Below are 14,251 nucleotides of genomic sequence, written 5' to 3' on the forward strand. Positions count from 1 at the left end.
TGAGCAAATGTCAAGAGCGCTGGATTGCTGCTACAATAATGTCAGAATCTAGTACATAGATGTTTAAACAAGAAGTACAATACCATTACTAAGCGCGCGCAAATATCGGTTGCGCGTCCAAGCTTGATAGGGAAAGAGCAAGATCGCGGTCTCTTGGGGAGGAGACATCGATGAAAGCGAATTCGGACAAATCTAAGCAGAGTAATAAAGCGACGCGCCGTGTACTGGCAGGCGTTTTGTGCGGAGCCTCCGTGTTGAGCCTGGTACTGTCGCTCGTCATGCCCCCGATCTCGCAGGCCATTGCCAACGATGACCAGACGGTTTCTGCCGAGGAAACTGTGATGGGGGGGGGTTCCTCAAGTGAGTCTACTGATGTAGAAAACACCAACAACGGGGATACCGAAAACCAGAATAGTGACGATGTCGAAAACGGCGTGGGCGATGCCCAACCGGAGGAGCAGCCCAAGGACGAGTCGCAGGCAGAAGATAATGAAGCGGTCGACGATGGCACTGTCTCGGTAGCCGAAGAAGCTGCGGAGAACGAAGAAGCAGCCACGGCTATTACTAATGGCGGTGAATTGCGAGATAAGCTTCAGGGTGTTGGGGAAAATCAAGCTGTTAGCTTTGAGCTTGTAAACGATATCGACTATCCCGGCGAAATCAAACTTGAGAAGAGCGGCAGCAATATAACGCTGGACTTAAGCGGCCATAAAATCACGCATTCGGGCGACAATTCAAATAAGCCGCTCTTCAACATCACCAATAACGCGGCGCTTACAGTTAAAGATTCTAACCAAGGGTCTGATCAAAAGCAGACTTCGGATGGCGACAATAATGGGCGAGTTGCCTCGATGGACTACGACACCAGCTCTGGCATTCCGACCAAACTCACGTATTACGTGACCGAATCGACGCCGAACGGTACGGGGACAACCGAGACTCTCTATAGGCACGAGGTCAGCATCAACGGTGCCATCGTGGGTACCGCTGCCGGCTCAACGATGAGGCTCATCAACGTTTATGCGGGCGGTACGTTTAATCTTGATAGCGGTGTAATTACCCAACAGTGTAATTGCAATGTTGGCAACCTCATCTATGCCGAGAACGGCTCTACCGTCAACATGAGCGGTGGCTATGTGTGTGGCGCTTCTAGCTCGGGTGCGGGCGCGGGCATTAAGGTGTCCAACGATAAAGGTAAGGCCTCGACCCTAAAACTGACCGGTGGCGTAATTGCCGGCAACAGCGCTCCTAGTGGCGGCGGTGTGTATGCTGGAGGTTCCACGGTCACCATAACTGGTGGCGTAATCTCCGGCAACAGCACACTTCCTTCTGGCACTGGTTTCGGCGGCGGCATCATGGCCGAAGGCGGCAGCGTCACTGTTTCCGGTGGCTACATCACTAACAATAAATATGCCAATTTCTGTGGCCAGGATGGTTATGGCGATCATGGCGGCGCTGGACTTGCCGCTAGAAACGGTACTCATGTCACCATTTCGGGCGGCCAGATCACGGGCAACTATTCTGAGGAAGCAGGCGGCGGCGTTTACATTACCGATGTCGATCGACACGGGGCGAGTTCTCGCGAGACAATGGCATGGCTCAACATTACGGGGGGAACTATTGCCGCAAATGTGAGCAACCGTTCCGAGGGTGCTGGCATTCGCGTGGGCCAGATGGTTGACGCGATGATAGAAGGTGCGTCAAAATCTACTCCAGTCTATATCACTAATAACTCCTGCATGTCTCGCTTTGACTGGGGCGGAGGCGGTTTCTTTGTCCAGGGCGATTCGGATACCGCATCTAATGCGGGCAGGCTATTTGTCTATAACTCCTATATAAGCAGCAATGAGGCCGGTGGCTACGGTGGCGGCGTTGCGGTTTGCCCGACGGGTAAGACCTTGGTGACGAATACCGACGGCACGGCAATTTTTGGCAATACGTCTGCTCAAAACCAGCAGGGTGCAAATGACTATGATCCTGAAAACAATAGAGGCAACGATGGCACCCCTCACCTATCCGCTGGTGGCTACGAAGGCCTTGTCCACAAAAAGAACCAGGATACTGACGCCTACAATAGTTCTGTCTTTCGCGAGCACGGCCACGCGGACTTCTTCCTTGCGGCGGAGGGTCATAAGACCCCGATCGCGGCGGTGATTGGCAAAATGCTTGGCGGCGGTGACGCCAAATACAAGGGAAGTAAAGAGCTTACGCAAGCCATTACTATCCCCGCTAACGGTGGCGTGCAGGTATATAAGAGCATCGGCCTGAGCTCGGATGTTACAGCTCAAGACGAAGCCGCGATCAATGCGCAAAAAGTTGCGACAACGTTCATCACCGGCAACTATTCCTGGGACCATGGCGGCGGCATCATGTCGAACGGCGACCTGTACATGGGCGCGCCTGAGGACACGTATGTCTATCCGAGCCTCAAGCTCAAGGCGACCAAGGCGCTGAACGGCCGCCGCCTCGAAGATCGGGAGTTCTCCTTTACGGTCTACCGCAAGGATTCGGGTGATCCTTTCGCTAATGGGACATTCAATCGCGACGTTTGCACTGAGGTAGGAACTGCAAAAAATGATGCAAGCGGCAATATCACGTTTGACCTTGGTGAACAGTTCGCAACGGGTGGCACGGGTAGCGAAATCACATACTACTTGGTCGAAGATGCCGGCGATGATTCTGGCATCACGTACGACTCCAGTGTGTATGAGATTGTGGTACGGACCCAGGATAAGCCGACCAAGCTCATGACTGTTCCGAGTAAAAATAATCCGAACGAAGAGAAGGAACTTCTCATCCATAACTACACGATTACAGATGTCAACGGGACCAAGTACGAACTCGATAAGTCTGGGAAGTGGGTTAACAAAAAAACGTGGAGTGTCGTGGAGAATGGCGACGGCTATTATCAAATTTTCTGTGAGGACGGTTCGGCGACTTTCACTAACGTATGTACCGCGTACGACTCGACTGGCGTTTGGATCCCTAAGGCGACCAAGGTCGTTAAGGGTGGCGAGATGAAGGAGTTCACGCTCGAGTTTGCGAATAACGCGGACTTCAAAGATGCCACTACGGTTAAGACCGACCCCAAGGGCAAGATTCTCACCACTGCCGACGGCAAGAAGTCTCAGACCCGGAGCTTCGACGAAATTGAGTACAAACTCGATCAACTCGACAAGCTCAAGACCGACTCTACTGGCCGTGGCGCCTCCAAGACCTTCATGTACTATGTGCGCGAGAAGAACGAAAGCTCGACCTATCCGCATTACAAGTTTGATCAGTCGGTCTATAGGTTCAAGGTTGTGGCAACGGATAACACCAAAGGAAGGATCGACTGTGAGGTGACCTACATGAAGGGAACCGTTGGCTCCGATGGCGAGTGGAAACCAGACCCCGATGCCAAAGAACAGAACCTCACCGACACCTCTACCCCCACCTTTACCAACACCTACTCAACCTCTTTGCCCCTTTCTGGTATGTCGGGCGTTACTCTGACGTACCTTGCCGGCGCGGCGGTGCTTTGCGCTGCTGCGGCCTGGATGCACATTCGTCGCAAGGCGAGTGCGAAGGGAGGCGAGCGTCGTGAATAAGAAAGTTTGCTCCTTCCCGATCTTGTTTGCGCTGCTTGCCCTCTTGATCGGCACCTGCGCGGTTGTGTTCCCCGCATCCGCGCAGGCCGCGCCGACCTCGACCGGTTCCATCACGGTGAGCGGCACCGTGGCGAGCAGCTACGACGCCTACCAGATCTTTAGCGCCAACGTCGTCGACGGCGACAGCGACGCCAAGATCGCCACCGACCTTGCCTGGGCAAGCGACGCCGTGCGCGACGCCGCACTGCCTGTGTTGCACAGCGCTGGTATGCCCAATTCCCAGACCACCGCGCAGGAAGCTGCCGAGTGGCTCAACACCGATTCCCACCTTACGAGCGTGCTGAGCGCACAGCTCGCTCGTTCCCTCCAGAGCTCTGGCGCCGAGCCCGTGGCCCTTAACGCGGGCACGGCGGCCGAGCTGCCCTGCGGCTACTGGCTCATCGTCGCCGACGACGACGCCATCGCCCAGGGCGAGGCCGGCACCGCGCCGATCATGGCCCTGGTGGGCGGCGGCGCCGTCACCGTCAAGCCCAAGGCCGCCACTCCCAAGGTGGCCAAGCACGTGCTGGAGGACAGTACCGACGCCTGGGGCAAGGCCGCCGACGCCACGGTCGCCGACGACCTGTACTGGCGCCTCTCTGCCACGGTCCCGGCGGGCCTTTCCGCCTATGACACCTACGCGGTGCAGTTCGTCGACACCATGAGCGCGGGGCTCGACCCCTCCAAGGTGGCCGCGAGCATGCGTGTGTACGTGGCGGCGGGCGCGGATGGCACCTTCGACGCCGTCTCGACCGGTAAGGACGGGCGCGCCGGCTCCGAGCCCGCGAAGGGCTGGACCGATATCACGGCCCAGTGCGCCACCAAGGTAGCGGCGGACGGCAAGACCTTCACCGTGCGCACCGGCGACCTGATCGCCGCGCTCGGCGGGGCCGACGCCTTTACCGCGGGCGCCCGCGTGGTCGCCGTGTACAACGCGCCGCTCAACAGCGCATGCAACCACGGCATCGCGAAGGGCAACCCCAACGAGGTCTACCTGCGCTACCCGCGCTCTCCCTTTGCCGACCAGTCCGGCGACGCCGGCTTCACCCGCACGCCGAGCGACGACGCGTGCGCCTACACCTGGGATCTCGCACTCACCAAGCGCGGCAGCGACGGCGACAAGCCGCTGTCCGGGGCGGTCCTGAGCATCGCCGACGACCGCGGTCGCACGCTGGCGGCCGACGGCACGTGGGACGCGCAAGGCAAGGCCACCGTCACCACGGGCGAGGACGGCCGCGTGACCGTCTCGGGCGTGGACTCGGGCAAGCTGGAGGTCCGCGAGCTCAAGGCGCCCAAGGGATACACCGCCTTTGAGGGCATGCGCGGCGTGACGGTCAAGGCCGAGGGCCTGGACGTCGACCAGGTGGCGGCCGCCAAGCCCAAGCTCACCGTCACGGCCGAGTCGCCCCTGCGCGCCGACAGCGCGGACGGGTCGACGGGCAGCCTGGAGGCGTCGCTCATCAACACGCCCACCGGCACACCCCCTAGCATTACCACCGGAGGCTTTATGCCCTCGACTGGCGATATGGCAATGTACGCCGCGGCCGCCGCAGCGGTCGCTGGAGCCGCGCTCATCGTGGTCGCGCTCCTGGTCAAGCGGGGAGGTGGCAGCCATAAAGAGTAGCTGGCAGCCCCACAGAGAGCGGGGCGAGACGTAGCGAAGTAGATGCTAAGACACAGACAGATGATGACCGATCGAATGAGAACTAACTGGAAAACGGAGGAAAAGAAGATGAGCATGAGCAAGAACATCGCACGCCTGGCAGTAACCGCCGGCCTCACCGCAGCGTTGAGCTTTGGTGGAGTCATGGCGCCGGTGACCATGGCGTTTGCTGAGAGCGTGCCGACGGTGGCCCAGAGCGGCGACGTGACGATTAAGGATTCGACCTATACGGATACGACTTTTAAGGGCATCCAGATTTTCAAGGCGAAGGTTACGCAGGATCAGAAGAATAGCGCCTGGAATGGGCCTAAGACGGTTTCTGACATCGAGTGGGCGTCGGATTCAGTTAGGGATGCTGTGACGGGGGCGTTTGCCGACGACGATTCCACAAAGCCCTCTGGCAACGATGCTCAAGAGTGGGCAGAATGGATTAAAAAGAAAACCAAAGCTGAGTACACGTCTGATACAGACGCGAGCACTAAGCTTGACGCCGGAACGACCCTCGACAAGATTGCCAAGGCACTGGAAAAAGCCACAATCGCTGAAGGGACGAATGGCTGGAGAACAGGCACCGACGGCAAGTTCAGCAGCCTGGATGCCGGCTACTGGCTCTTTGTGACTGCGAGTGTCGGCGAAACCGCAAATGCCACCGCGGGCAACACGGATACTTTCACCTCGCCGATTTTCGCTGTTGTCGGTGGCTCCGATGAGAACTTAACTCCCAAGAAGCAGGTCCCCACTGTGACCAAGGCCGTCAAGGATGACGCTAAGGATGGCACATTCGGTTCATTCGAGAAGCCCAACATGGCTGCCGACTCTCAGATGGACCAATATGTCGACTACCAGCTCATCGGTACCGTCGCGGGCAACATCAACAGTTACGGCACCTACAAGTACACCTTTACGGACAAACTCCCCAATTCCATGACGCCCAAGTTCAAGGATGGCGGTACGACGCCCGATGTTAAGGTCATGATCGGCGATACCGTGGTCGCGTCCGGCTATAACGCCAAGTACGAGGATAATACGCTTACTGTCGACTTCCCCGATCTCAAGAAATGCGGGGCTGAGGGCAAGGCTGCCATTGCGCTGAACGGCGACTCGAAGGTGACTGTCGAGTACAAGGCCAAGCTCGACTCTACCAAGATCTTTGAAAACGGTACGATCAAAACTGAGTTCAATGGTTTGGTTGGTAAAGCCCAGAAAAATACCGTTAAGCTGACTTATTCTAACAACCCGCACACTACTGATGGTACTGGTACCACGGTTGAGCACCCCGCCTACGACTACACCTACGGCATCGACGTCACCAAGGTCGGGTCCGATGATGAAGACAAGGGGCTCGAGGGCGTTGAATTCACGCTGCAGGAGCAGGGCGATGACGGCAACTTCATCATGGCAAATGGTGTCAAGACGACCAAAAAAGAAAAAGCTATGCTGAAAACCGACAGCCAGGGCAAGATTAACGTTGTCGGCCTCGACGAGGGCATCTACATCCTTAAAGAGGTTACGCCCGCCCCTGGTTATAATAACTCCGCAGCAAACGGTGTGACGTTCACCATCAAGCGCGATATTAATCAGACTGGCACCGATGTAACCCCTAGCACGGAATCTGCAATCACCGCAGGAAATGATGTTGTGAAGGACAATTCGGCTACCGCGTCTACCGGCAAACTCAGCTTCACCATTGTTGACAAGAAGGGCTCCGGCCTCCCGCTGACCGGCCTTAACGGCGTGACCTTCACTTGGATCGCTGGTGGCGCGGTACTGTGCATCGGCGTGGCGCACCTCATCCGCAGCTGTAAGCAGGCCGAGGAGTCCGAGCAGGAGTAACGCTCGCTCACCCATCCCTTTGGCAGGTGGGATGTGATGGCCATGAGACTTGCGGACACTTTTCTCGTTCATCCACGTTCTTGCTTTGCCATTCTCTTTTCGGGGCAGACTCCGCACTGGAGTCTGCCCCGTTCTTTTTGGACAACGCAGCCAGCCTCCATCGTCCGATGCGGGCTCGTTCGTCATCGCGTTTCTTGACTCGTATGAGGTTCGGTTTAAGGTCCGTAGGCGCACGCGCGGTGCGGACGGTAGAAGGCATTTGCGCCGCAAGCGCAAATAAGAATGCCCGGGGTTAGAGGCCCGGGCATTTAACAACACCGGAAACTGGTCGCCCGCGCTTTCGATCACTTACGCGGGGTGCGTCGTTTCCTACAGACATTGTATCCCGAATCGCCCCGGCGATTCGGGACATTTTGAAAACCCAAATGTAGGCTTAGGCACGAACGGTATCTCCTTAATTCCGAAAATTATGTATAATTCCAATACAAACTGGAATCGAACGAAAACAATGGAAATGAACGAAGCACTAATCTACTTACAAGAAGCACTAGGCCTTTCCGCCAAGACCAAAACTTGGCCTGGATCCGCATGCTTGCCGCTGCATCTGCGGGCGATTGAGGTCCGCGCTGTTGACGCAAACGGTTTTTCGTTTTTGCTTGCAAGTTTGCCTACTGGCGTCGGGCTTCCCGAGGCTAAGAGAGTCTATAGTCAGCTAGCCTTGCGCGCGGAGACTCCCGTTGTCGTTTCGTTTCCTGATGCCGATGCACGTCAGCGCAAAGCATTGGTCGCACAAGGGATTCCGTTTGTTTGCCCCGGCAGACAGGCTTTTCTTCCATTTATGGGCACGGCTTGCACGGAGAGGGGCAGTGTCCGGTTTCGCAATCACGCGACCAAGATGTCACCCAACGCACAGGCTGCCGCAATCTGGGGAGCAGCCCAGGAGCCATATCGCCCCCATGACCTTTGTCGTGCGCTTGGGATCTCGGCAAGCCGCGCGAGTGAGGCCATAACCGAGCTTGTTGACAGGGGACTCGCGAGGCGCGAGCGTCGCGAGCGACGTGTCGTCGTGCTCCCTGTCGCCGTTGATCTTTTGCTCAGCGAGCACATGGCAGAGCTCTCCTCGCCTGTCTCGAAGGTCTTTTTTGCAAGGAAGACGCCGCAGATCGACTATCTTGTTGACGCCGGGGAGACGGCGCTCGCCGCGCGTTCGATGCTCGCTGCACCGGGCATGGAACAAAAGGCCGTCTTAAGAAGTGCATGGCGTCAACTGAGCGACCTCGAAGTCGCAGACGGGGAGTTGCCGGATAACGAAACGGCGATGATTCAAGTGTGGCGCTATGCACCCGTGTTTGCCGGCTCCTCCCGTGTCGACGACATTTCGCTTGCGCTATCTTTGGCGGCAATCGACGATGAGCGAATTCAGCTCGAAGTCGATCGCATGTTTGGAAAGGAATATCCATGGCAAGAAGCGCTGTAGAAGGTCTCCAAGAATTTCAGCAGCATATGCAAGAAGCTGCAGGATCGTATGCTCTTATCGGCGGCACGGCATGCGACATTTTGCTCGCGGAGGCGGGACTTCCGTTTAGGGCGACTCACGATTTTGATGTGGTAATTGTCGCCGATGACCGGTTGCCTCAGACGGCAGAAGCTATATGGACTTTGGTGCGTGATGGCGGTTACCGCTGCGGCTGGGGCGAAGGCAAAGACTCATGTTTTTATCGGTTTACAGAGCCTAAGAGGCCGGGTTACCCCCATATGATCGAACTCTTCGCGAAGTGCCCTGACTTTCTAAAGGGTCGTGAGGGGATTGATGTGGCGCCAATTCACGTTGATGAAAACATAAGCAGTCTTTCGGCAATTTTGTTGGACGATGCTTACTACAGCTTGTTCCTTCAGGGAATTCGGACCGTAGGCGGCGTTTCGGTCCTGGGTACGGAATACATTGTTCCGTTCAAAGCGAAGGCGTATCTCGACCTAAAAGCTAGAAGGGAGGCGGGGGAGAACGTTGATTCGAAGAAGGTAAAAAAGCATAAACGCGATGCGCTGAGGCTTGCTCAGCTGCTTGGCGAGTCGGAAGGTGTCGACCTGCGCGGAGAACTGAAGGACGATATGCTTGCGTTTGTTAAAGATTGCGAGGTGGGCGACGTCAATCTGAAACAGATCGGGGTTGCGGGCGTAACGATGGCGCAGTTGCTCGAGACGATGAAAGCAACATATGGCTTGATTGGTTGAGTGGGGTTACGTGGCCCGAACGGTGCAGTCTAGCTGCGTTGTCCGGCGCATGAGCTCGCGAATCGGCTATTATTTGTTTAGACAACTTGAGTTGAAGAGGAGTGACCGGCGATGGTGCAGGGCGCCAAACATATGAAGAGCAATAACGCCGCGGACAACGGCGGCTCAAGCCCTCAGCCCAAACCTCAACCAAAGCCCAAGCGCCGTCGCAAGCGACTGCCGCGCTGGGCCGACCGGCTCATCACCATCGTCATCATCCTTATTGGCGTGGGCCTTATGACCTGGCCGTGGATCTTGGACCGGCTCGAGGCCTCGGGCGTGTTCAACCAGATCAGCACCGTGTCCAGCACCGTGGACGCGCTATCTGCCGAGGAGCGCGAGCGCATCCTGCTCCAGGCGCGCTCCTTTAACGAGCAGCTTGCGGGCGAGGCCACCGAGCTTCCCGCCGATCAGATCGAGCCCTACGCTCAGCAGCTCATCTTTGACCGCGACCCCATGATGAGCTGGGTCGAGATCCCTTCCATCGACGTGAGCATGCCCATCTACCACGGCACGAGCGAAGAAGTCCTTATGGCGGGCGTCGGCCACCTGGAGGGCACGAGCCTGCCGGTGGGCGGCACCTCGACGCATTGCGTGCTCACCGCGCACTCGGGCATGCGCAACCTGAGCATGTTCGACGACATCCATTCGCTGAAGCCCGGCGACCTGGTGCTGCTGCACACCATGAACAAGACGCTCGCCTACAAGATGGTGGACTCCGAGGTGGTGCTGCCCGAGGAGATGGAGTCGCTGACCATCGAGCCCGGCGCCGACAAGGTGACGCTCGTCACCTGCACGCCCTACGGCGTGAACGACCATCGCCTGCTGGTGCATTGCGTGCGCACCAAGTACAACAAGAAGGACGTCGACAAGCAAAAGTCGCTGGCCGGTCGCCACTGGGGCAAGCGCGAGTTTGCCGTGCTCATCGTGGTCGTAGCCATTGTGCTGTTGCTGCTAGACGTGGTGATCCATGCGGTCCGCAAGCGCCGCAAGGCCAAGGCCTCGGCATAAGACATTCTCCAGAACCACTGCAATGGGGACAGGCGCCTTTGTGGTGGTCGGGACTTCCAAACCATCACAACATTCGATGAAAATCTCGATTTTGGCGAAAAGTGTCGAATGTTGTGATGGTTATCGTTGCGGGCGGGACGGTTTTCGCTGTGGGCGGGATGGTTTTCGTTGCAGAACCGCCAGCCCGTCGCCTGTCAACCACTGCTCTCGTTACGTTTTCGCTGCATTTGGGTAAAGCACCTGCTCCAAGCGGCGTTGCCTTGTATACTAGAGCGGTTTATCTGTTATGCGGAAGGGAGCGCCTATGGCACTCAGCGAGAAAGACGTGCGCGGCATTGCCGAGTACGCAAAGATCGCACTGACCGATGACGAGCTCACCCAGATGACGTCCTACATGAACGACGCCGTCCAGATGCTCGAGCCCGTCTTGCAATATGACTTGCCCGACGTGGAGCCCACGTTCCATCCTATCGGAAGCCTGTCCAACGTGATGGGCGACGACCTGCGCGAGCCCGAGCGCGACCTGCCGCTCGGCGTTGCGCTCGAAAACGCCGGCAGCGCACGCGACCGCTACTTCCGCGTGCCGTCCATTTTGGGAGAGGGGGAGAGCGAGTAATGGCGCTAAGCTTCGATTCCCTTACCGCCGCCCAGATCGCCGCGGGCGTTGCCGCCGGCGACTTTACCGCTACCGAGGTGGCCCAGGCCTCCCTTGCCGCCATCGAGGCGCGCGAGGGCGGGGTCCAGGCCTTCCTACAGGTGTCGCCTGAGCTTGCGCTCGAGGCCGCCGCGCGCGTGGATGCCGACCGTGCCGCCGGAAAGCCGCTGCCCCCGCTCGCGGGCGTGCCGCTGGCCATCAAGGACAACATGAACCTCGTGGGCACGCGCACCACCTGCGCTTCCCGCATGCTCGCGGACTACCGGAGCGTTTACACCGCCACCTGCGTCCAGCGCATGCTCGATGCCGGCTGCCTGCCCATGGGCAAGGCCAACATGGACGAGTTTGCCTTTGGCAGCTCCACCGAGAGCTCGGCGTTCCACCGCACCAACAACCCTTGGGATACCGAGCGCGTGCCCGGCGGCTCCTCGGGCGGCTCCGCTGCCGCCGTCGCCGCGGGCGAGGTCGCGCTCTCGCTGGGCTCGGACACCGGCGGCTCCATTCGCCAGCCGGCGTCGCTGTGCGGCGTGGTGGGCTTTAAGCCCACGTATGGCGCCGTGAGCCGTTACGGCGTGGTCGCCTTTGGCTCGTCGCTCGACCAGGTGGGCCCCTTTGGCCGCACGGTCGAGGATGTCGCGCTGGCCATGAACGCGCTTACCGGCGCGGGCCATGATCCGTACGACTGCACCAGCCAGGATTGCGCCGTCGACTTTACCGAGCATCTCAACGACAGCATCGAGGGCAAGCGCGTGGGCATCATCCCCGCATTTATGGAGGCCGAGGGCCTGACGCCCGAGGTCAAGGCCGCTGTTCAGCGCGCCGCCCAGGAGCTGCAGAACCAGGGCGCCGAGCTGGTCGAGGTTGACCTGCCGCACCTGGACGCCGCCATCGCTGCCTACTACGTTATCGGCCCGGCTGAGGCGTTCTCCAACCTGGCTCGCTTCGACGGCATTCGCTACGGCTATCAGGAGGAGGGCTGCGCCAACCTGTCCGACCAGAGCTCGCTTTCGCGCGCCCACGGCTTTGGCGCCGAGGCCAAGCGCCGTCAGATGCTCGGCGCCTACCTGCTCTCCTCGGGCGTGTACGACAAGTACTACTACGCTGCGCAAAAGGCCCGTACGCTCATCACGCAGGACTACGACGCCGCGTATGCCAAGGTGGACACCATCCTCATGCCCGCCTCGCCGCGCACGGCCTTTAAGTTTGGCGAGATCAGTGACCCCACGCAGATGTACCTCTCCGACCTGTACACCATTTCGCTCAACATTTGCGGCAACGGCGGTATCTCGGTGCCGCTGGGCCTGGGCGAGGACACTCAGCTGCCCGTTTCTGCCCAACTGGTTGGTCCGGCCTTTAAGGACCGTCAGCTGCTCACGTTTGCCCGCGCCCTGGAGCGCGGCTTTGCCGATGCCGCCACGGGTGCGCCCGCGCTTTCCGTCGCGCCCGATTTTGCCGGGAAGGGAGGCGAGCTGTAATGAAGGAGCTTTCCGAGGTCCTGCAGGATTGGGAGGCCGTGATCGGCCTGGAGATCCATACCGAGCTCACCGCACTCGATACCAAGATGTTCTGCAACTGCAAGCTCAGCCACGATGACGAGCCCAACGCCAACGTGTGCCCGGTGTGTCTGGGCCTGCCCGGCGCCCTGCCGGTGCCCAACAAGCGCGCCATCGAGAGCATCGTCAAGGCCGGTCTCGCCACCAACTGCGAGATTCAGCGCCACTCGATGTTCTACCGCAAGCACTACTTCTATCCCGATATGGCCAAGAACTTCCAGACAACGCAGGGTCCGGTCGCTTTTGCCATGTACGGCCACCTGGATCTTGATGTGACCGGTCGCGGTGCCGCTGAGCGCCCCGATTGCGCGTTTGGTGAGGCCGAGGCCCAGAGCCTGGCGAGCGCTTCGGCCAACGCAGAGGGCCTGTCCACGTCCATGACGTCGACCATGCGCGAGGGCAACCAGCGTGCCGGCCACCTGGCCAGCTACGATGCATCTAACCTGCAGATGCCTGAGCGCCGCGAGGACGGTTCCTACACGGTGCCCATCCGCATCCTGCGCATCCACATGGAGGAGGACGCCGCCAAGATGGTGCACGTGGGCGGTGCCGAGGGCCGCATTACCGCCGCGGCCGAGTCGCTCGTTGACTACAATCGCTGCGGTACGCCTTTGATTGAGCTCGTGACTGAGCCCGATCTGCGCACACCCGAGGAGGCTCGCCTGTTTATGGAGAAGCTCCGTCGCATCTTTGTGACGCTGGGCATTTCGGACTGCTCCATGGAGAAGGGGTCCATGCGCTGCGATGGCAACGTGTCGCTGCGCCGCCGCGGCGAGACCAAGCTGGGCACCAAGACCGAGCTCAAGAACCTCAACTCGTTTAAGAGCCTGCACGACGGCCTCGCCTACGAGATTTGCCGCCAGGCCGAGGTGCTTGAGGAGGGCGGCATCATCTATCAGGAAACCCGCCACTGGGAGCCCAGCCGCAAGCGCACCGTGGTCATGCGTGTGAAGGAGACGGCCGACGACTATCGTCTGTTCCCCGATCCCGACCTGGCGCCGTTCGATCTGGACGACGAGTTCATCGACCGCTGCCGTGGCGAGATCCCCGAGCTGCCCGATGCCAAGCGCGCCCGCTTTGAGGCCGACTTTGGCATTAAGACGGCCGATGCCGAGCAAATCGCCGGCGACCCCGAGTTTGCCGACTTCTTTGAGGAGGCCGCTGCCGGTATGGCTGGCAAGGAGGCCCAGACGGTCGCGAACCTGCTGGTCAATGAGATGATCGCCTACCTTAAGGGCGCGGGTGCGTCGCTCGCCGAGTCCGGCATTTCGCCGGCTCAGGTGGCAGCGCTGGCTAAGCTGCTGGCGACCGATGCCATCAGCTCCAATCAGGCGCACGAGGTCTTTGAGGCCATGGCCCAGACCGGCGACGACCCCAACAAGATCGTCGACGAGCGCGGCATGCGTCAGGTGAGCGATGCCGGCGCGCTGCAGCCGATCGTGGACGAGGTGCTGGCAAACTGTGCCGATCAGGCGCAGCAGTATCGTGACGGCAACCAGAAGGTCATCGGCTTTTTGGTGGGCCAGTGCATGAAGGCGAGCCGCGGCAAGGGCAACCCCAAACTCTTCAACGAGTTGCTGAGAACGTCGCTCTCGTAAGCGGGAACCGAGGGGCCGGGCGCAGGGCCTTGCCTCTC

General features: G+C 59.2%; 9 protein-coding genes. All 9 read left to right on the top strand.

All coding sequences use genetic code 11. The features are described from left to right. The first annotated feature begins 170 nt into the window (after positions 1-170). The 9 genes from DW943_RS05870 (at position 171) to gatB (ending at position 14,213) form a co-directional block, all read left to right on the top strand. Positions 171-3,590: a Spy0128 family protein gene (locus DW943_RS05870; protein WP_117862467.1), complete on the top strand. Its 3,420-nt coding sequence runs from the start codon at positions 171-173 to the stop codon at positions 3,588-3,590. Continuing rightward, positions 3,583-5,253 (top strand): SpaA isopeptide-forming pilin-related protein, encoded by a 1,671-nt coding sequence (locus tag DW943_RS05875; protein WP_117862468.1) that lies wholly within the window; start codon positions 3,583-3,585, stop codon positions 5,251-5,253. The genes DW943_RS05870 and DW943_RS05875 overlap by 8 nt, the downstream gene beginning before the upstream one ends. A gap of 114 nt (positions 5,254-5,367) precedes the next feature. Continuing rightward, entirely contained in the window at positions 5,368-7,125 is a 1,758-nt protein-coding gene (locus tag DW943_RS05880; protein WP_158566113.1) for a SpaA isopeptide-forming pilin-related protein, read from the top strand. Between the two features lie 508 nt (positions 7,126-7,633). Further along, on the top strand, positions 7,634-8,602 hold the full coding sequence (locus DW943_RS05890; protein ID WP_117862471.1) for a MarR family transcriptional regulator: 969 nt from the start codon (positions 7,634-7,636) through the stop codon (positions 8,600-8,602). After that, on the top strand, positions 8,584-9,357 hold the full coding sequence (locus DW943_RS05895; protein ID WP_117862472.1) for a hypothetical protein: 774 nt from the start codon (positions 8,584-8,586) through the stop codon (positions 9,355-9,357). The genes DW943_RS05890 and DW943_RS05895 overlap by 19 nt, the downstream gene beginning before the upstream one ends. Before the next feature lie 132 nt (positions 9,358-9,489). Then, positions 9,490-10,407: a class C sortase gene (locus tag DW943_RS05900; protein WP_158566115.1), complete on the top strand. Its 918-nt coding sequence runs from the start codon at positions 9,490-9,492 to the stop codon at positions 10,405-10,407. Positions 10,408-10,711: 304 nt separating this feature from the next. Further along, positions 10,712-11,023, top strand: a complete 312-nt coding sequence (locus DW943_RS05905) for an aspartyl/glutamyl-tRNA amidotransferase subunit C (RefSeq protein ID WP_117862474.1) — start codon at positions 10,712-10,714, stop codon at positions 11,021-11,023. Then, entirely contained in the window at positions 11,023-12,537 is a 1,515-nt protein-coding gene (gene gatA, locus DW943_RS05910) for an Asp-tRNA(Asn)/Glu-tRNA(Gln) amidotransferase subunit GatA (protein ID WP_117862475.1), read from the top strand. Before DW943_RS05905 ends, gatA begins: the two co-directional genes overlap by 1 nt. Further along, complete coding sequence (gene gatB, locus DW943_RS05915) at positions 12,537-14,213, top strand: Asp-tRNA(Asn)/Glu-tRNA(Gln) amidotransferase subunit GatB (protein ID WP_117862476.1); 1,677 nt, start codon at positions 12,537-12,539, stop codon at positions 14,211-14,213. The genes gatA and gatB overlap by 1 nt, the downstream gene beginning before the upstream one ends. Positions 14,214-14,251 lie beyond the last annotated feature (38 nt).

The organism is Collinsella sp. AM44-11 (genome assembly GCF_003467145.1).
Lineage (GTDB): Bacteria > Actinomycetota > Coriobacteriia > Coriobacteriales > Coriobacteriaceae > Collinsella.